This window comes from Pseudomonas sp. ef1, from assembly GCF_007293365.2.
Lineage (GTDB): Bacteria > Pseudomonadota > Gammaproteobacteria > Pseudomonadales > Pseudomonadaceae > Aquipseudomonas > Aquipseudomonas siliginis.
In genome coordinates this window covers 2,179,568-2,198,265 of record NZ_CM129815.1, presented here as the reverse complement: position 1 = coordinate 2,198,265, position 18,698 = coordinate 2,179,568, and the positions used below count along the sequence as shown (strand labels likewise).

Genomic DNA, 18,698 nt, shown 5'->3' with positions numbered 1-18,698 from the left:
CGCAAAAGCCCCGCCTGACTTGATCAGGCGGGGCTTTTTTTGTGGAAGTGTGAAAGTCGGTTGACTCAATTCCCATGACCGTTTCGTCTTCCGAAAGCGAAGTCCACTGTCAACTATGACAGTGGACGAGGATCGGTACTTGGAAGAGGCTGTTACCTGTCAGCCTGATCCTCACAAGGATTCCCCGATGAAACGATCAATCATCGCAGTCGGATTTTTGTCGACACTACTCCATGCAGCGATGAGCTGGAGCAACGCGGCAATCCCACCAGAGCCTTTGTATGATCCCGATGACATGGTCATCAGCACCGATCCCGAACTACTGACTCCCTCGATAAAACGCCCCATCACAGGCGTTCAAAAGGTATTGCTGGTGGTCGGGCACTGGTCAGGCGAACCGGGCCTGGACTCCGGAAAAATTGCTGAGCAAACTTTCTCAACGCACTGGAATTCATTGCGCTCCTACATCCTCGCTGCCTCCGGCAATAAACTGAAACTGGAAGGCACACAGATCGAGGCAGATTTCGGTCCAAAACCTGCAACATGCTCCGCTTCAGGCAGTCTCGACGCAGGACGCAAAGCGGCCCGTGCACAAAACATTGATCCCGCAGGTTTTCCATTCCTCTTTGTGGCGGTCCCCTGTGGCGGCGGCGCAATCGCTACGGTGCCGGGAAACTGGATTTGGGTTAAAGGTATGCCGGGCTCACCGCATACATGGAAGCACGAATTCGGCCACAATCTGGGATACCCACATGGCGGCACTTATACCAAATGTCCGGTGAGTAACGACGTTGTTCAGGCTCCTGAAGAGTGCAGCCCGGTCGGGTATGGTGATACTGGAGACTCGGTATCGGGTGGCGGAACACTCTATCCGGCAATCAACCGGTGGTTTTCCGGCTGGCTAGATGACTCGCAAGCCGCCGTGATCAGTAAGACAGGTCTGTACCGCCTGGGGGTATTGGGTAAGGAAGGGCCTCAACTTTACATGATCAATCGGCCCACAGAACCTCAGTTGATAGCGCTTGAGTACCGCCAGCCCACACCATTCGACGAATTTTCTCCCACCGATAATCGCGTGACCGGCGTCTGGATCAGGTACTCGTCACTGAACGGGACGGTGCGCAACGTGCAATTGGATGCCTCGCCAGAAACTGCCACAACGAACGATCCTACCCTGCAGCCAGGACGGACGCTGGAAGACGCGACGGCAAAAATCAAAATCAAAGTCTGTGCGACGGATAAGGCTGGTGCATCGCTCGCAATTGCAATAAACGGACAAGGCCTCCCATATTGCACAACGACAGTCGTGCCACCGCTGGTCATGACACCCGAGCAGAACGCTACAACAACGCTGAAACCTTTGATCACTGGAACGGCGCGACCGGGAGCAACGATCAAGGTAGCAGAAGCCGCAACCCCGGAGACTTTCTTCGCAACAGCTATCGCGGATGTACAAGGCAGGTGGTCAATAACCCCTCCTACCGATAGGCCATCAGGCCCCAATGCACTTGTGCTTCGGCAGTACTTTGGCGACAGAGTCTCGGGGCCGTCCGAGCAGCGTTTATTCAACGTTGTTGATATCGTGAATGTGCCTCCCCCGGTTATCTCCAGGCCAGTGGAAAACGCTGACTCCGGTTACAACCCTTTGCTTTCAGGCACAGCATTGCCTGGCGCCCATATTCGCGTAACCCGCGTTTACGGCCCTTACGAAATACTGGCGGAAACAGACGCTGATGCCTATGGCAAATGGTCAGTGCGAAGTGTCTGGACATTACCCTCAGGGCCTTTTTCCATGACAGCCTGGCAAAGCATTGATGGTAAGCGCTCGCCGTGGAGTGCCAATAGAACAATCAAGGTAATTGATACGCTCGAGGCGCCAGTCATAGAAACCCCACTAGAGGGTAGTGACAGTGGTCAAAACCCTCTGCTCTCCGGCAAAGCTGTTCCGCGCGCACATATCCGTGTGTCCAAGGTCTACGGCCCTTACGAGGTACTGGCGGAAACAGACGCCGATGACTATGGCAACTGGTCGGTGCAAAGTGTCTGGACTTTACCCGTCGGCCCGTTTTCCATGACTGCATGGCAAAGTATCGATGGCCATCGCTCACCCTGGAGCGCCAATCGAAAAATCACGGTAACTGACGCACCCGCAGCGCCTGTTATCGACACACCGGTGGAGGGCAGTAAAAGCGGCCAAAATCCGCTGCTCTCGGGAAAAGCGCTACCGGGTGCCCATATCCGGGTCACCAAGGTTAACGGCCCTTACAACATACTGGCGGAAACAGATGCCGATGCTTACGGCAACTGGTCGGTGCAAAGTGTCTGGAGCTTACCCGTCGGCCCGTTTTCCATGACTGCATGGCAAAGCATTGACGGTAAGCGCTCACCGTGGAGTGCCAATCGAAAAATCACGGTGACAGCCAGCCCTTAGCTGTAAAAGCTCCTTCGTTCAAATGGAGGGGCTCTTTGTTAAGTTTCGTACTGTAGCCCCTCACCCCAACCCTCCCCCGAGGGAGAGGGAGCCGATTGGGGGATGCCCTAGAGTTACATCGATCTGAAAGTGCTTTATTGAATCCACAATCGACACGGTCTCTCAGGTCGATGTATGGCGGAATACACCTCGGTCAGTCCCCTCTCCCAATGGGAGAGGGGGAAAGTGATCCAGCAGAATCACTGCTCCAGCTTCTGCGGCGTCTCCTCCCCCATGCAGCGCACAGCCTTTTTCTGGCCATTGATCAACACACCGGTCAACCCTTTCTGCTCGGTATCAAACAACACCAGCACGCCATCAATGCACTGCGCCACTTGCGGCGCGGGGGTCAGCGAGACTTTGTAGTCCTCGCCCGGTACGGTCTTGAGCATGGTGAATTCGCTGAGCAGCAACGCATCCTCCGGCTTGGCAAAATGCAGGTAGCCGTAGTACCACAGCGCCCCGACGGTGCCGAGGATGCTGCAGATACCGGTGATGATCAGCGGGATGGCATTACGTTCTTCAGTCATTGCGGGCTCTCGTCTTCAGAATTCGGGGGCGGCGGATAGTTGGGGATTTCGCCGAGGCGGCGCAGGCCGTCGAAGTGCTCGGGATCGTCGAGATAGCGCAGCATGACCTGACGCCACACCGGGTCGCCGAACGTTTGCACGTGACCGCCACGGGTCAGCTGCAACACCCGCGGCGGCGGCGCGGCCTGATACAGACGAATGCCGTTGGCCATCGGCACCAGCGGATCGTCGATGCTGTGGAAGATCAGCTTGGGCACGCCGGTCAGCTGCGCCATCGAGTTGATCGCGCTGTCGCCATCCGGCACCAGCCACGACAGCGGCACCTGCAACGGCCAGGTCAGCCACGAAGTGCTGAGGGCGAATTGGCCGACACTGCGATAGCTGGCGGGCACACCGTCTAGCACCAGCGCTTTCAGCTGTTTTTGCCGCTCCGGGTGCTGCGCCAGCCAATGCACCGACATCGCGCCGCCGAGGCTCTGCCCGAGCAGCACCAGCGGCTTGCCTTTGACTTCGGGCGCGTTGTCGAGCCAGGCAAACGCGGCGTCGATGTCCTGATAGATCGCCGGCAGGCTCGGCTTGCCTTCGGACAAACCGTAACCGCGATAGTCGACCAGCAGTACCTGATAGCCATTCTTCGGCAACCACCAGCTGCCACCCAGATGCATCGGCAGATTGCCGCCGTTGCCGTGCAGATGCAGGACCGTGCCTTTGACCTCAACACCAGGTTTGGCCGGCAGCCACCACGCGTTGAGCTTCAAGCCATCAGCGGTGTTCAGAGTGACAGTGCGGTATTCGAGTTTGGCTTTGTCCGGAGTAAATATCTGGCCCGGTTCAGGGTAGAACAGCAGCGAACTGCAACCGCTGAGGGTCAAGAGCAGGCAAAGGATGCCGAGGATTCTCATCCGGTGAAACCTCGCAAGAAATGGGCAAACAATCGATTCAGAGAAAAACAAACAACCCTGTGGGAGCTGGCTTGCCAGCGATGGCGGTGGGTCAGCTAACATCAATATTGACTGACAGAATGCAATCGCTGGCAAGCCAGCTCCCACAGGGGATTGTGTTTGGGTTAGAGGATATTGGAGTAGTCAGCCTCAATCCGGTCCAGACTCAAATGGTTGAGGAAGTTGGAGAAACACATCCACGCAGACAACGCATTCAAGTCACGGAACTGATCCGGTAGATATTTCGGCGGCACCACGAGTCCTTCATCCACCAGTTGCCGCAAGGTCCGCATGTCTTCCAGTGTGGTCTTGCCACAGAACAACAGCGGAATCTGCTCGAGCTTGCCCTTGCGCACGGCCAACTGAATGTAGTTGTAAACCATGATGAAGCCCTTGAGGTAGGACAAGTCTTTGGTGAATGGCAGACCGGTGGGCGTCGAGCCACGGAACACCCGGCTGGCATTGCCGTAGCTTTCGGCCATCTCGAAACCCTGCTCGCGGAAGAATTCGTAAATCTGCAAAAAGTCGGCGCCCTCCTCGACCATATGAATCGCACGGGTGCGGTTGGTCAGTTTGCGCAGGCGACTCGGGTAAGAAGCGAAGGTGATGATTTCCATCAGGATCGCCAGCCCTTCCTGGGTGACCGTTGACGAGGGCGGGCCTTTGGACAGGAAAGTGCAGATAGGCTGGTTCAAGCCATTGAGCGTAGTGCCGACGTGCACCAGACCTTCGTGGACTTCCAGTGCGCGCACGTCGCGGTCGTTGAACAGCGCATCCGTGCGGATCTTGATGTAGTCGGCGCCCGCCGCGGCGTCGGCGACGATGCCGTCGGACTCGAACACGCGAATGGTTTCTTCGGCCTCACCGAATACCTTGTTCAGTCGGGTTTGCAGCAGGTGCACCGCGTCTTTGGCGGTGAGGATTTTCGGTTCGTCCTTCAGATCGCCGCGTCCGTCGATGTTGTTCAGGTAGTCGGACATCATCAGGCCGAGGTCGGCCAATGTCGGGTCACCGGCGTGAAAGGCATCGGACGCCGCGCCGTACAGCTCCTGCGAGATCAGGCCGAAGTCCTCGGTGCCGCGCGCCTCGAGCATGCGCACCACCATGCGGTATTCCTTGCACATGCGCCGCATGATCTGCCCGACCGGGTTGAACTGGCCGAGCTGGCGGGTGATGTCGCGCTCGATGTTCTGAAATTCCAGTTTGACCTGGCTCGAATCGAACGACAGCGGGCGGTTGAGGTAGTAGTCGCGATCCACCGCCGGCATTTCCTTGCCTTTGGCCTTGAGGAAGCCCTTGCGCACGTTGTCGTCCCACTTGACCGCATCGAGCACGCGGATCGGCGTCTGCGCCAGCACAATGCGATCGGACAACATGCGTATCGTCTGCTGGTAATCGTCCACCCGAAACTCCTGTAGAAAACGTGACGCTTTGAATGACTGGGCGCGGGCTCCCTGTAGGAGCTGCCGAAGGCTGCGATCTTTTGACCTTGGTCTTCTAAAAGCAGATCAAAAGATCGCAGCCTTCGGCAGCTCCTACAGGGGGATCGGCGTCAGACGGACGACATTGTGTTACACCGACGCCAATACAAGGTGCATATACCGCGTCAGAATCCCGAGCATGTCCTCTTCGGCCAGAGGCTCGGCGTCGTTGAGCAGGCCCTGATATTCCATCCGGCCGATAATCGCCGTCAACACCTTGGCATCCTGCTGCGGTTCGCGCGAGCCCAGTACCTGGAACAACTGGCAGGTGCCCTGCAACAGAATCTGCTGGTGGGAGCGCACCAGAATGGCCAGACGCGGGTTGAGCAGCGCTTCCTGGCGGAACGCCTGCTCGGCCATCAGATGCTCGCGGCGGTTGATCAGTTGCCGGTGCACGTAATCGGCCATCAGCCGCGCGATGTCATCGGCCAGTTGCGAGCGCGACTCCGGGCTGCCGTCGGCGCTGACCACCATTTCGCGCAGCAGACCTTCGTTATTGATCCACAACTTGGCCATGTACGCCGCGCTGCGTTCAACGTATTGGGCGAAGGTATCGGTGAGCAGGTCATCGATGTCCTTGAAATAATACGTGGTCGCCGACAGCGGCACACCGGCCTCCGCCGCGACCGCACGATGGCGCACGGCTCGCACGCCGTCGCGCACGACAATGCGCATCGCTGCGTCGAGAATGTCCTGGCGACGCTGCTCACTGCCCTGTCGGCTGGCCTTGCGGCCCTGGTACTGAACACTTTCAGCGACCGCAGTGGCGATACCCGCTGCACCTTCTTGAGCTAATGCACCCATCACGACAGCACTTCCTCTACTAATGCCAAATTAACCAATTGATACATTTGTACCAGACAGGCAATAAAAAGCCGCCTGTTTTAGGCGGCTTTTCAACTGAAACGTTTACGCTTGCGGTCGCATGTGCGGGAACAGGATCACATCGCGGATCGACGGCGAGTTGGTCAGCAACATCACCAGACGATCGATGCCGATACCTTCGCCGGCGGTTGGCGGCATGCCGTACTCCAGCGCACGGACGAAGTCGGCGTCGTAATGCATGGCTTCGTCGTCGCCGGCGTCCTTGTCGGCCACCTGCGCCATGAAGCGCTCGGCCTGGTCTTCGGCGTCGTTCAACTCGGAGTAGGCGTTGGCGATTTCACGACCACCGATGAACAGCTCGAAGCGGTCGGTGACGTTCGGGTTTTCGTCGTTGCGACGGGCCAGCGGCGACACTTCGAACGGGTACTGAGTGATGAAGTGCGGCTGCTCCAGCTTGTGCTCGACCAGCTCTTCGAAAATCATCACCTGCAGTTTGCCCAGACCTTCGAAACCCAGCACCTTGGCGCCGGCCTTCTTGGCGATGGCGCGAGCCTTGTCGATGTCGTTCAGATCATCGGCAGTCAGCTCAGGGTTGTACTTGAGGATCGAGTCGAACACCGACAGACGCACGAACGGCTCGCCGAAGTGGAACACCTTGTCGCCGTATGGCACGTCGGTGCTGCCCAGCACCAGCTGCGCCAGCTCGCGGAACAGTTCTTCGGTCAGGTCCATGTTGTCTTCGTAATCGGCATAAGCCTGATAGAACTCCAACATGGTGAATTCAGGGTTGTGACGAGTCGAAACGCCTTCGTTACGGAAGTTACGGTTGATCTCGAAGACTTTCTCGAAACCACCGACCACCAGACGCTTCAGATACAGCTCAGGAGCGATACGCAGGAACATTTCCATGTCCAGCGCGTTGTGGTGAGTTTCGAACGGCTTGGCTGCGGCGCCGCCGGGAATGGTCTGCAGCATCGGCGTTTCGACTTCGAGGAAGTCGCGCTTCATCAGGAAGCTGCGGATGTGTGCGATCACTTGCGAACGCACGCGGAAGGTCTGGCGCACGTCTTCGTTGACGATCAGGTCGACGTAACGCTGGCGGTAGCGCTGCTCGGTGTCGGTCAGGCCGTGGTGCTTGTCCGGCAGCGGGCGCAGCGACTTGGTCAGCAAGCGCACGTTGGTCATTTCAACGTACAGGTCGCCCTTGCCGGAACGCGCCAGGGTGCCTTCGGCAGCAATGATGTCACCCATGTCCCAGGTTTTCACCGCGGCCAGGGTTTCTTCGGACAGCGTCTTACGGTTGACGTAGACCTGGATGCGCCCGGTCATGTCCTGGATCACCATGAACGAGCCACGGTTGAGCATGATGCGACCGGCAACCTTGACCGGGATTGCAGCCTCTGCCAGCTCTTCCTTGGTCTTGTCCGCGTACTGTTTCTGCAAGGCATCGCAGTAGTTGTCGCGGCGGAAGTCGTTCGGGAAGGCATTGCCCTTGGCGCGCTCGGCAGCAAGCTTTTCCTTGCGCAGGGCGATCAGGGAGTTTTCTTCCTGTTGCAGGGCTTGCGGGTCGAGTTGTAGGTCGCTCATGTCTTTAAGTATTCCATCAGGTTCGTTGCCCCCAGCCTTCGGCTGGGGATCGCGGGCGAGCCCGCTCCCACAGAGGGTGTTACAGGCCGGATTTCAGGCTGGCTTCCAGGTACTCATCGATGTCGCCATCGAGCACCTTGTCGCAATCGCTGCGTTCGATGTTGGTACGCAGATCCTTGATCCGCGAGGCATCGAGCACGTAAGAGCGGATCTGGTGACCCCAGCCGATATCGGACTTGGTGTCTTCCAGCGCCTGCGAGGCCGCATTGCGCTTCTGCATTTCCTGCTCGTACAACTTGGCCCGCAGCATTTTCATGGCGGTGTCCTTGTTGGCGTGCTGGGAACGTTCGTTCTGGCAGCTGACCACGGTGTTGGTCGGTACGTGGGTGATACGTACGGCCGAGTCGGTGGTGTTTACGTGCTGACCACCGGCACCGGAGGAACGATAGGTGTCGATCCGCAGGTCTGCCGGGTTGATTTCGATTTCCACCTTGTCATCGATCTCTGGCGAGACGAAAACAGCGGAGAACGAGGTGTGGCGACGGTTGCCGGAGTCGAACGGGCTCTTGCGCACCAGACGGTGCACGCCGATCTCGGTACGCAGCCAGCCAAAGGCGTATTCGCCCTTGATGTGCACGGTCGCGCCCTTGATCCCGGCGACTTCACCGGCGGACAGTTCCATGATGGTTGCGTCGAAACCGCGTTTGTCAGCCCAGCGCAGGTACATGCGCAGCAGGATGTTGGCCCAGTCCTGCGCTTCGGTGCCGCCGGAACCGGCCTGGATGTCCAGGTAGGCGTTGTTCGGGTCCATTTCATGGCTGAACATGCGGCGGAATTCCAGCTTGGCCAGATTTTCCTCGAGACGGGCCAGCTCGGCGACGACATCGCCCACTGCGCCTTCGTCGTTCTCTTCGACGGCCATGTCCAGCAGGTCGCGGCAATCGGCCAGACCGCCGTTCAGTTCGTCGAGAGTGTCGACGATCTGCGCCAGCGCGGCACGCTCGCGGCCCAGCTCCTGGGCGTATTCAGGTTTGTTCCAGACACTCGGATCTTCAAGCTCGCGATTGACCTCGGTCAGACGCTCATGCTTTTGATCGTAGTCAAAGATACCCCCGAATAGTTTCGGAGCGCTCGGACAGGTCCTTGATGGTGTTCAGGATCGGGTTGATTTCCATGACGGGCAGCACTCGTTGGCGAACTTTTGAAAGCCGGCGAGTATAACGTAAACAGCCTGTCGCGGCAGCCCGTCTGGCGGGTGTGGAGGTGATTCACTTGACACAGTCTCACTGTAGGAGCTGCCGAAGGCTGCGATCTTTTGATTTTGCTTTCAAGATCAAAAGATCGCAGCCTTCGGCAGCTCCTACCAGGATCGCGGGCCTATTCGATCCCGACCTGATTGCGCCCGTTGTTCTTGGCCAGATACAAGCCGCGATCCGCCGCCGAAATCAGCAGCCGGCAATCACTGCCCGCCTGCGGCACCATAGTCGCCAGACCAATGCTGATGGTCAGACTGGAGCCCTCGGCCGGCGTGTTATGCGGAATTTTCAGCGCCGCCACGGTCTGGCGCAGTTTCTCGGCCAACAGCCGCGCGCCGCCCGGTGAAGTGTTCGGCAGGACCAGCACAAACTCCTCGCCGCCATAACGCGCCGGCAGATCCGACGGTCGCGCACTGGCCTCGCGGATCGCCGTGGCGACCTTGCGCAAGGCTTCGTCGCCTTCAACGTGGCCAAAACTGTCGTTGTACGACTTGAAGTAATCGACGTCGATCATCAGTAATGACAGCTGCGTCTGATCACGCAGCGAACGGCGCCACTCCAGTTCCAGGTACTCGTCGAAGTGACGGCGGTTGGACAGCCCGGTCAGGCCATCGGAGTTCATCAGCCGTTGCAGCACCAGATTGGTGTCGAGCAATTGCTGCTGGCTGACCCGCAACGCTCGGTACGCGGCGTCGCGTTGCAGCAATGTCATGTAGGAACGTGAGTGATAACGAATGCGCGCGACCAGTTCGATGGTGTCCGGCAGTTTCACCAGATAGTCGTTGGCGCCAGCGGAGAACGCCGCGCTTTTGATCAGCGGGTCTTCCTTGGTCGAGAGAACGATGATCGGGATGTCCTTGGTCGCCGGATGATTGCGGTATTCGCGCACCAGGCTCAGGCCATCGAGGCCGGGCATCACCAGGTCCTGGAGAATCACCGTCGGTTTGATCCGCACCGCCTGGGCGATGGCCTGCTGCGGGTCGGAGCAGAAGTGGAAGTCGATGTTTTCCTGATTCGACAGCCCACGGCGCACCGCTTCGCCGATCATCGCCTGATCATCCACCAACAACACCATGGCGGCGTTCTCGTCGGTTTTAATGTCGTCGATCTGTAAATCATTCATGAGCGGTCACCTGAGTACTGCGGGGGCCTGGATTGCGGATCAACCTGTTCATTTGGGGAAAATCTCCAGCAATCGTGGCGCTATCTTTTCCAGCGGACGGATTTCCACCGCGGCATCGATTGCCGCGGCAGCCTTGGGCATGCCGTACACCGCACTGCTGTGCTGATCCTGGGCGATGGTCAAATAACCCTGCTGGCGCATGAGCTTAAGCCCTTGCGCGCCATCGCGCCCCATCCCGGTCAATAAAACCCCGACCGCGTCACCGTTCCAGTAACTGGCGACGCTCTCGAAAAACACGTCGATCGAGGGGCGATAGATCTCGTTGACCGGTTCGGCGGTGTAGGCCAGCGTGCCGTTTTTCAACAAGCGAATATGGTGATTGGTTCCAGCCAGCAGCACCGCGCCACTTTGCGGCGGCTCGCCTTCACGGGCCAGACGCACATCGAGGCCGCTGGCGCTGGCCAGCCATTCGGCCATGCCGGCTGCGAACACCTGATCGACATGCTGCACCAGCACGATCGCGGCGGAAAAATCCTTCGGCAGGCCTTTGAGCAACACTTCCAGCGCCGCCGGCCCACCGGCAGACGAACCGATCGCCACCAGCCGCTGACGTGACGGCGAACTGCGCGGCGTACTCGGCGCCGGGCGCGAACGTGGCGCCTTGTCGCCGATCAGCCAGCCGATGTTGAGGATCTTGCGCAACAACGGCGCCGCCGCTTCCTGGGCATTGCCGGCGCCGATCGCCGGCGTGTCGACCACGTCCAGCGCGCCGTGGCCCATGGCCTCGAACACGCGGTGCACGTTCTGCTGGCGGTCGACGGTGACGATGACGATCGCGCATGGGGTCTCGGCCATGATCCGCCGCGTGGCTTCGACGCCGTCCATGATCGGCATGATCAGGTCCATCAAAATCAGGTCCGGCGTTTGTTCGGCGCAGCGTTGCACCGCCTCGGCGCCGTTGCTGGCGACCCAGATCACCTGATGCGCCGGCTCGAACGCCAGCGCTCGGCGCAGGGCCTCCACCGCCAGGGGCATGTCATTGACGATTGCGATCCTCATGCCCGCGCTCCCCCGATGAGCTCGACCACTGCATCGAGCAGGGCGTCGTCATGAAAACTGGCTTTGGCCAGATAATAGTCGGCGCCGGCGTCCAGTCCACGGCGGCGGTCTTCTTCGCGATCCTTGTACGACACGACCATCACCGGCAACGATTGCAGACGGTTGTCGCGGCGCAGCAGCGTGACCAGCTCGATGCCGTCCATGCGCGGCATGTCGATGTCGGTGATCAGCAGATCGAAGTTCTCCGAACGCAGCGCATTCCAGCCATCCATGCCGTCCACCGCCACCGCGACGTCATAGCCGCGATTGAGCAGCAGTTTGCGTTGCAGCTCGCGCACGGTCAGCGAATCGTCGACCACCAAGACTCGTTTGCGCGCCGCTTCGGCAGCTTGATTGCCGTGGCGGGCAATGCGCTCCAAACGCCCGGTGTTGAGCAGCTTGTCTACCGAACGCAGCATGTCTTCGACATCGACGATCAGCACCACCGAACCATCATCGAGCAAGGCCCCGGCGGAGATGTCCTGAACCTTGCCCAGACGCTCGTCCAGCGGCAACCCCACCAGCGTGCGCTCACCCACGAAGCGCTCGACCGCCACCCCGTAAATCGCCTCGCGCTCACGGATCACCACGACTTTCAGGGTAGCGCCATCGTTCTGACTGGCCGGGCGATTGAGCAACTGGCTGGCCGCAACCAGCCCGACATGCTGGCCTTCGTGCCAGAAATGCTGACGTCCTTCGACCTGCACGATGTCTTCGGGGGCCAGATCGCACATGCGTTCGATGTGCGCCAAGGGGAATGCGTAAGCCTCTTCGCCGACTTCCACCACGAGGCTGCGCACCACCGAAAGCGTCAACGGCACCTCCAGATGGAAACGGCTGCCCTCGCCCGCCGTCTGCTCCAGCACCACGGCCCCGCGCAACTGGCGAACCATGTGTTGAACAGCATCCAGACCGACGCCACGCCCGGACACCTCGGTAACCTTGTCGCGCAGGCTGAAGCCCGGCAGAAACAGGAAGGTCAGCAGTTCTTCTTCGCTCAGTTGCGCTGCGGTTTCGGCTGGGGATAACTGCCTTTCGACGATGCTGCGGCGGACTTTCTCCAGATCGACGCCACCGCCGTCATCGCTGAGTTCCAGCACCAGCAAACCGGCCTGGTGGGAGGCGCGCAGGCGAATCAGGCCTTCTTCGGGCTTGCCCTTGAGCAGGCGCTGCTCCGGGGATTCGATGCCGTGATCGACGGCGTTGCGCAGCAAATGAGTCAGCGGCGCTTCGAGCTTTTCCAGCACATCGCGATCGACCTGGGTTTTCTCGCCTTCGATCTCCAGGCGCACTTGTTTGCCAAGGCTGCGCCCGAGATCGCGAACCATGCGCGCCTGCCCGCTGAGCACGTCGGCAAACGGGCGCATACGACAGGCCAGCGCGGTGTCATAGAGCACTTGCGCACGCTGGCTGGCCTGCCAGGCGAATTCGTCGAGTTCGGCGTTTTTCTCGCTGAGCAATTGCTGCGACTCGGCGAGCAAACGTCGCGCATCTTCCAGCGACTCGAGCGCTTCCAGGCTCAGCGCATGCTCCTTCAGGTGCACATTGAGATTTTCCAGTGCGCGCAGGCCGTTGTTCTGCATGCGTTTGAGGCGCTGCATGGTCGCCAGATGCGGCTTGAGACGCTGGGTTTCCACGAGCGATTTGCTCGATAGATCGAGCAGGCTGTTCAGGCGTTCGGCAGTGACGCGCAAAACGCGCTCGCCGCCTTCGGTGGTGCGTTTGTTTTTGCGCGGGGTCGGTTCGGCGGGCTCGTCGACAATCGGCGCCGACACTATCGGCACTGGCTCGATCTGCAACTCGGCCATTGGCGGCGTGGCAACCACAGCGGCTGGCGCCGAAGGATCGAGCAGACGCCCCATCAACGCGACGTAGGCTTCAATGTCCGCAGGTTGCGGCGCATTGGCCGGCGTGGCGATGCGCATCAGCAGGTCGGTGCCCTGCAACAACGCGTCGATGTGTTCGGGACGCAGCAACAAACGGCCTTCCTGCGCACTGACCAGGCAATCCTCCATGACGTGGGCGACGCTGACGCCGCTGTCGATGCCAACAATGCGCGCCGCACCTTTGAGCGAGTGCGCCGCGCGCATGCACGACTCCAGCTGATCGGCCTGGGTCGGATTGCGCTCCAGCGCCAGCAACCCGGCGCTGAGCACTTGGGTCTGGGCTTCTGCTTCGAGACTGAACAGCTCGAGCAGGGAGGCGTCGCGCATTTGCTCGGGGGTCATGTCAGGCTCCGGGTCACGGCGGACAACAGCTGTTCTTCATCCAGCCAGCGCAGGCTGCGACCGCGATATTGCAGAACGCCACGGGTGTACCTGGCACTGTTCTGCGCACCGGACTGCGACGCGGCGTCGAGGATGCGCTCGTCGATGGCATGAATGCCGTCGACCTCGTCTACCGGCACCACCACCGGCCCGCCGTGCGCGGCGATGATCAGCATGCGCGGCATGATTCGCCCGCCGCTGACCGGCGCAACGCTGGCGCTGAGGTCGAGCAGTTCCACCAGCGACAGGCACGCGACCAGTGCGCCACGGACATTGGCCACGCCGAGCAAGGCCCGCGAGCGCTGGTGCGGCAGCGAGTGAATCGCCTGCAACGGCGCGACTTCGACGAGGCTGCGCGTCGCCAGTCCGAGCCATTCCTCGCCGAGGCGGAACATCAGCAGCGAGCGGGTCTTGACGTCGGTTTCGACCTTGCTGACCACCGCTTCGCGCTGGTCCTGCTGCAACGAATAACGGTCGAGCAGGCGCGTGGCGGCGGCGGAGTACACCGAACAGTTGCGGCAGTGAATATGCTCTTCCAGCAACGGGCAGGACTTGTCGCCATGAATGCCGATGCGGTTCCAGCAATCGTCGATGGCGCGGGCGTCTTCGTGGGTAACGTTCAAAGTGTCGGGCGCGCTCATCGTTTACGCTCACTGTCGGCGGTGCGCCCGCTGCGGGCTGCGCGCTCCTGCAATCGTCGGGCACCCGCCGTATCGCCCTGAGCCTGCAGCAACGCGGCCAGGTGCATCAGCGCTTCGGGATGTTGCGGTTCGAGGTACAAGGCCTTGCGATAAAAACCCTGGGCCTCAAGGCTCAGGCCGGCGACATCGCTGAGCAGGCCCAGCCAATAGAACACCTGCGCCACGGGTTCATGCCTGCGCAGATAGTGTTCGCACGCGGCACGGGCCTCGGCGCTTTTGCCTTCGTTGGCCAGTGCAGCAATCTGCGCCAGCAGTGTTGCGGCGTCCGGGTCGGCAGTTTTTTCGTCACCGGCAAAGCCGTCACGGCAGCGAACGGCCGATTGCGCACTGGCGCTGGCGGCGGCGCGCTGCGCAGTGGTTGACTGACCGGCACGGCGACCGGTTTGGGCGTCGGCAGCGGTTCGGGGTGCGGCTCGCTATGGCGGCTGAAAGCGAACGACTGCGGGATGCCGATCGAGCGCATGCCCAAACGCCCGAGCAGACTGCCCTCCGCCGGGCCGATAAACAGCACACCGTCGACGTGGGTCAGGCGCTTGAGCACTTCGAACACCTGCTTTTGCGTCGGCTGGTCGAAGTAGATCAGCAGGTTGCGGCAGAACACGAAATCGAAGGCCGGCTCGGTCGCCAACAGCGTCGGATCGAGCACATTGCCGACTTGCCAGCGCACTTGTTCGCGAACGTATTCGTTGACCCGGTGGCCGTCCTGCTCGGCAAAAAAATGTCGCTCGCGGTATTCCAGATCCTGACCGCGAAAGGAGTTCTTGCCATACACCGCACGCCGCGCCTTTTCCACCGAGAGCGGGCTGATGTCCATGCCGTCGACCTTGAATTGATGCGGCTGCAATCCGGCATCAAGCAAGGCCATGGCAATCGAGTAGGGTTCTTCGCCGGTCGAGCACGGCAGGCTCAGAATTCGCAGCGCGCGCATATTATTGAGTTCTTTAAGCCGACCTCGCGCCAGTTTGCCCAGCGTCGCGAAAGATTCCGGATAACGGAAAAACCACGTTTCCGGAACGATCACCGCTTCGATCAGCGCCTGCTGTTCATCCCGCGAGCCTTGCAACAGCTGCCAGTATTCGTCGGCGTGGGCAGCCTGGGACAGCGTCGTGCGCTGGCGTACGGCACGCTCGATGATCGCCGCGCCCACCGACGCGACATCAAGGCCGATGCGTTCCTTGAGGAAATCGAAAAAGCGCTGCTCACTGCTCATGGCTGCGCCTCAAGCTGCGCCGGATCACGCGGCGGATCGGGGAACAGCAAACCGCGCACGGCATCATCGAGCAAGTCATCGACCCGCACCCATTGCAGCAATCCCTGCGCATCTTCGCGCACCGGACCGAGGTACGGCGCCTCGCGGTTGTCGAGGCCGTAGGGCTGGAAATCTTGCGGATGACAGCGCAGCGTGTCGGTGGCCTGCTCGAGAATCAGCCCGAGCCATTGTGCTGATTGCGATTGATCCGGCTGATAATTGACCAGCACCAGCCGCGTGCTGGTACGCGCCTCGGCGGGTCGGCCGAAAGTCAGCGCACTGAGGTCGATCACTGGCACCACCGCCCCGCGATAGGCGAACACCCCGGCCACCCAGTGCGGTGCCCGGGCAATCGGTTTCAATGGCAGGCGCGGCAGCACTTCGGCCACTTCGGTGGCGCGCAAGGCATAGCGCTCTTTGCCGATGCGAAACAGCAGAAACAGCGCCTGCTTCGCCACTGGCGCGGCGCCACGTTTGGCGATGATTTCGCTCATCAGACTTTGAATCGCGAAACGCCGCTGCGCAGGCCGACGGCCACCTGGCTCAGTTCGTCGATAGCGAAACTGGCCTGACGCAGCGATTCGACGGTCTGGCTGCTGGCATCGCCCAACTGCACCAGCGCATGGTTGATCTGCTCGGCGCCAGTGGCCTGGGCCTGCATGCCTTCGTTGACCATCAGCACGCGCGGCGCCAGCGCCTGCACCTGATGGATGATCTGCGACAGCTGCTCGCCGACCTGCTGCACTTCCGACATGCCCCGGCGCACTTCTTCGGAAAACTTGTCCATGCCCATCACCCCGGCCGACACCGCCGACTGGATCTCGCGAACCATCTGTTCGATGTCGTAGGTGGCCACGGCGGTCTGATCGGCCAAGCGCCGGACTTCGGTGGCGACTACGGCAAAACCGCGGCCGTACTCGCCGGCCTTCTCGGCTTCGATCGCTGCGTTGAGCGACAGCAGGTTGGTCTGGTCAGCCACTTTGACGATGGTCACCACCACCTGATTGATGTTGCCGGCCTTCTCGTTGAGGATCGCCAGTTTGGCGTTGACCAGATCCGCCGCGCCCATGACCGAGTGCATGGTGTCTTCCATGCGCGCCAGGCCTTGCTGGCCGGAGCCGGCGAGCACCGAGGCCTGATCGGCAGCGGTGGACACTTCGGTCATGGTGCGCACCAGATCCCGCGAGGTCGCAGCAATCTCGCGGGAGGTTGCGCCGATTTCGGTGGTGGTCGCTGCGGTTTCGGTGGCGGTGGCCTGTTGCTGCTTGGACGTGGCGGCGATTTCGGTCACCGAGGTGGTCACCTGCACCGAGGAGCGCTGGGCCTGGGATACTAGCGACGTCAGCTCGGTCATCATGTCGTTGAAGCCGGTTTCGACCGCGCCGAACTCGTCCTTGCGATCAAGGTTCAGGCGCGAACTCAGATCGCCGGTGCGCATGATGTCGAGGATGGTCACGATGCGGTTCATCGGCGCCATGATCGCGCGCATCAGCAGCAGACCACAGAGGCCGGCGGCCAGCACCGCGACCAGCAGAGAAATGACCATGCTGACTTTGGCCGTTGCCACCGCGTCGTCGATGTTGGCCATGGCGTTATCAGCGACGACTTTGTTCTCGCCAATGATGTCGTTGAGTTTCATCCGCCCGGTGTACCACGCCGGGGTCAGTTTCTCGTTGAACAGCTTGATGGCATCGGCTTCCAGATTGCGCTTGTGCAGGTCCAGCACGGCATCCTGAATCTGCATGTAGGTATCGTGGTACTTCTCAAACAGGGCGAATTCGGAACGGTCTTCATCGGTGGCCATGGTCTTGCGATAGCTGGCCATATGTTCTTGCAGACGCGCCTCGAACGCCTTGTAGTCCGCTTCGTCTTCACTGGAAACGCCCTGGCCTTCCTTGAGGCCGAGCAGTTTTTGGGTCTGCAAATAACTGTCGACCCATGCGCCGCGAATCATCGAGCTGTAATAGACGCCGGGGATGGCATCGTCGCGCACGCTGTTTTCACTGGCCTCGATCTTCAACAACCGCGAGTAGGACAGCACCACCATCAACAGCATGATGGCGATAATCACCGCAAAGCTCGCCAAAATGCGTTGGCGCAACGTCCAGTTCTTCACAGTGAATCCTCGTGCCTGATCGAAATGCGGGGAGTATAGCCGAGGGCGGTGTTTCATTTATAAGACGCTTTCACTGGCAGCACTGTCCTTGTGGGAGCGAGCCTGCTCGCGAAGGCAACACCGCAGTCCCGGCAAATACCCTACTGCGCAAGAAGTTGCGCAGTTGCCCGTAATATTTCAGGGCCTGAATCCCCTGCAGCCCAAGCGGCGCAAGCCCTGCAGCCAAGTGCGCAAGAAGTTGCGCAGTACTGCGCAACTTCTTGCGCACTTTCTCCCGACTTTCCCGCTGAAAATCGCCCCGAATGATCACCGACTACCGTGGCGCCCCCGCCATCCGGGCACCGCGCAAAACCTGGCACGCTCCTTGATAACTCTCAGCCACCCACCGGGCGATTTCGCCTCCGGGCACCCTAACTTTATCCGCAAGGAGAGCACCCCATGGCAACACCAGCGTACATGTCGGTTACCGGCGAAAAACAAGGCCTGATCACTGCCGGCGCTTTCACCGCCGACTCCGTTGGCAACACCTATCAGGAAGGCCACGAAGACCAGGTCATGGTTCAGGCTTTCACCCACGACGTGATCATCCCGCGTGACCCGCAATCCGGTCAGCCAACCGGTCAACGCGTACACAAGCCAGTTGTGATCACCAAGGTCTACGACAAGGCTTCGCCACTGCTGCAAGCAGCACTGACTTCCGGCGAGCGCATGAGCGAAATCGTTATCCAGTGGTACCGCACTTCGGCCCAAGGCACCCAAGAGCACTACTACACCACCAAACTGGAAGACGCGATCATCGTCGCCATCAACAACAAAATGCACAACTGCCAGGATCCAGGCAACGCGCACTTCACCCACCTGGAAGAAGTGCAGTTCACCTACCGCAAAATCACCTGGACCCACGAAGTATCCGGTACTTCGGGTTCCGATGACTGGCGTGCTCCAGTCGTTTAATTACGGCTGACCGTTACACGCATCGGCCAGCTCTGCTGGTCGATGTTGTTTACGCCCCTCCAGAATTTCGCGTACGTTGAGCCGCTTTTTTGCGGCCGTC

At 60.3% G+C, this 18,698-nt stretch carries 14 protein-coding genes and 1 pseudogene; 2 read left to right on the top strand and 13 right to left on the bottom strand.

Annotation, left to right across the window (positions count from 1 at the left end):
- Positions 1-187 precede the first annotated feature (187 nt).
- Positions 188-2,431, top strand: coding sequence for a hypothetical protein (locus FEE99_RS09855; protein ID WP_052392156.1), 2,244 nt, complete (start codon positions 188-190; stop codon positions 2,429-2,431).
- A gap of 239 nt (positions 2,432-2,670) precedes the next feature.
- Here the strand turns inward: FEE99_RS09855 and FEE99_RS09850 are convergent, their stop codons facing one another.
- The 13 genes and pseudogenes from FEE99_RS09850 to FEE99_RS09790 all read right to left on the bottom strand — a co-directional run bounded on the left by FEE99_RS09850 (position 2,671) and on the right by FEE99_RS09790 (position 17,644).
- Positions 2,671-3,000: a hypothetical protein gene (locus FEE99_RS09850; RefSeq protein ID WP_041478159.1), complete on the bottom strand. Its 330-nt coding sequence runs from the start codon at positions 2,998-3,000 to the stop codon at positions 2,671-2,673.
- Positions 2,997-3,902: an alpha/beta hydrolase gene (locus FEE99_RS09845; protein WP_041478161.1), complete on the bottom strand. Its 906-nt coding sequence runs from the start codon at positions 3,900-3,902 to the stop codon at positions 2,997-2,999. The genes FEE99_RS09850 and FEE99_RS09845 overlap by 4 nt, the downstream gene beginning before the upstream one ends.
- Positions 3,903-4,066: 164 nt before the next feature.
- Positions 4,067-5,317, bottom strand: a complete 1,251-nt coding sequence (locus FEE99_RS09840) for a flavohemoglobin expression-modulating QEGLA motif protein (RefSeq protein WP_166554750.1) — start codon at positions 5,315-5,317, stop codon at positions 4,067-4,069.
- 195 nt (positions 5,318-5,512) lie between these two features.
- Entirely contained in the window at positions 5,513-6,226 is a 714-nt protein-coding gene (locus FEE99_RS09835) for a TetR/AcrR family transcriptional regulator (protein WP_016771505.1), read from the bottom strand.
- A 105-nt stretch (positions 6,227-6,331) separates the two neighbouring features.
- Positions 6,332-7,834 carry a lysine--tRNA ligase gene (gene lysS, locus FEE99_RS09830; protein ID WP_024011743.1) on the bottom strand — a complete coding sequence of 501 codons (1,503 nt, stop codon included), beginning with the start codon at positions 7,832-7,834 and terminating at the stop codon, positions 6,332-6,334.
- Between the two features lie 79 nt (positions 7,835-7,913).
- Positions 7,914-9,009, bottom strand: a protein-coding gene (gene prfB / locus FEE99_RS09825; RefSeq protein WP_099758102.1) for a peptide chain release factor 2 whose coding sequence is annotated in 2 segments (ribosomal slippage) — positions 7,914-8,936 and positions 8,938-9,009 — 1,095 coding nt in all. Because the reading frame shifts where the segments join, the coding sequence is not laid out codon by codon here.
- A 202-nt stretch (positions 9,010-9,211) separates the two neighbouring features.
- A complete protein-coding gene (locus FEE99_RS09820) occupies positions 9,212-10,213 on the bottom strand; it encodes a response regulator (RefSeq protein ID WP_041478162.1) in 1,002 nt (333 codons plus the stop codon).
- Between the two features lie 48 nt (positions 10,214-10,261).
- Positions 10,262-11,272, bottom strand: coding sequence for a chemotaxis response regulator protein-glutamate methylesterase (gene cheB, locus FEE99_RS09815; protein WP_041478163.1), 1,011 nt, complete (start codon positions 11,270-11,272; stop codon positions 10,262-10,264).
- A complete protein-coding gene (locus FEE99_RS09810; RefSeq protein WP_143978893.1) occupies positions 11,269-13,539 on the bottom strand; it encodes a hybrid sensor histidine kinase/response regulator in 2,271 nt (756 codons plus the stop codon). The genes cheB and FEE99_RS09810 overlap by 4 nt, the downstream gene beginning before the upstream one ends.
- The gene (locus FEE99_RS09805; protein ID WP_041478167.1) at positions 13,536-14,219 is read right to left on the bottom strand and encodes a chemotaxis protein CheW; all 684 of its coding nucleotides are present in this window, start codon (positions 14,217-14,219) and stop codon (positions 13,536-13,538) included. Before FEE99_RS09805 ends, FEE99_RS09810 begins: the two co-directional genes overlap by 4 nt.
- Positions 14,216-15,489, bottom strand: a pseudogene (locus FEE99_RS09800) (CheR family methyltransferase). Before FEE99_RS09800 ends, FEE99_RS09805 begins: the two are co-directional and overlap by 4 nt.
- Positions 15,486-16,022, bottom strand: coding sequence for a chemotaxis protein CheW (locus tag FEE99_RS09795; RefSeq protein ID WP_041478170.1), 537 nt, complete (start codon positions 16,020-16,022; stop codon positions 15,486-15,488). Before FEE99_RS09795 ends, FEE99_RS09800 begins: the two are co-directional and overlap by 4 nt.
- On the bottom strand, positions 16,022-17,644 hold the full coding sequence (locus FEE99_RS09790) for a methyl-accepting chemotaxis protein (protein ID WP_041478171.1): 1,623 nt from the start codon (positions 17,642-17,644) through the stop codon (positions 16,022-16,024). The genes FEE99_RS09795 and FEE99_RS09790 overlap by 1 nt, the downstream gene beginning before the upstream one ends.
- Positions 17,645-18,082: 438 nt before the next feature.
- On the opposite strand from FEE99_RS09790, the gene FEE99_RS09785 reads away from it, so the two are divergent.
- Complete coding sequence (locus FEE99_RS09785; protein ID WP_007949952.1) at positions 18,083-18,598, top strand: Hcp family type VI secretion system effector; 516 nt, start codon at positions 18,083-18,085, stop codon at positions 18,596-18,598.
- The last annotated feature ends 100 nt before the right edge of the window (positions 18,599-18,698 follow it).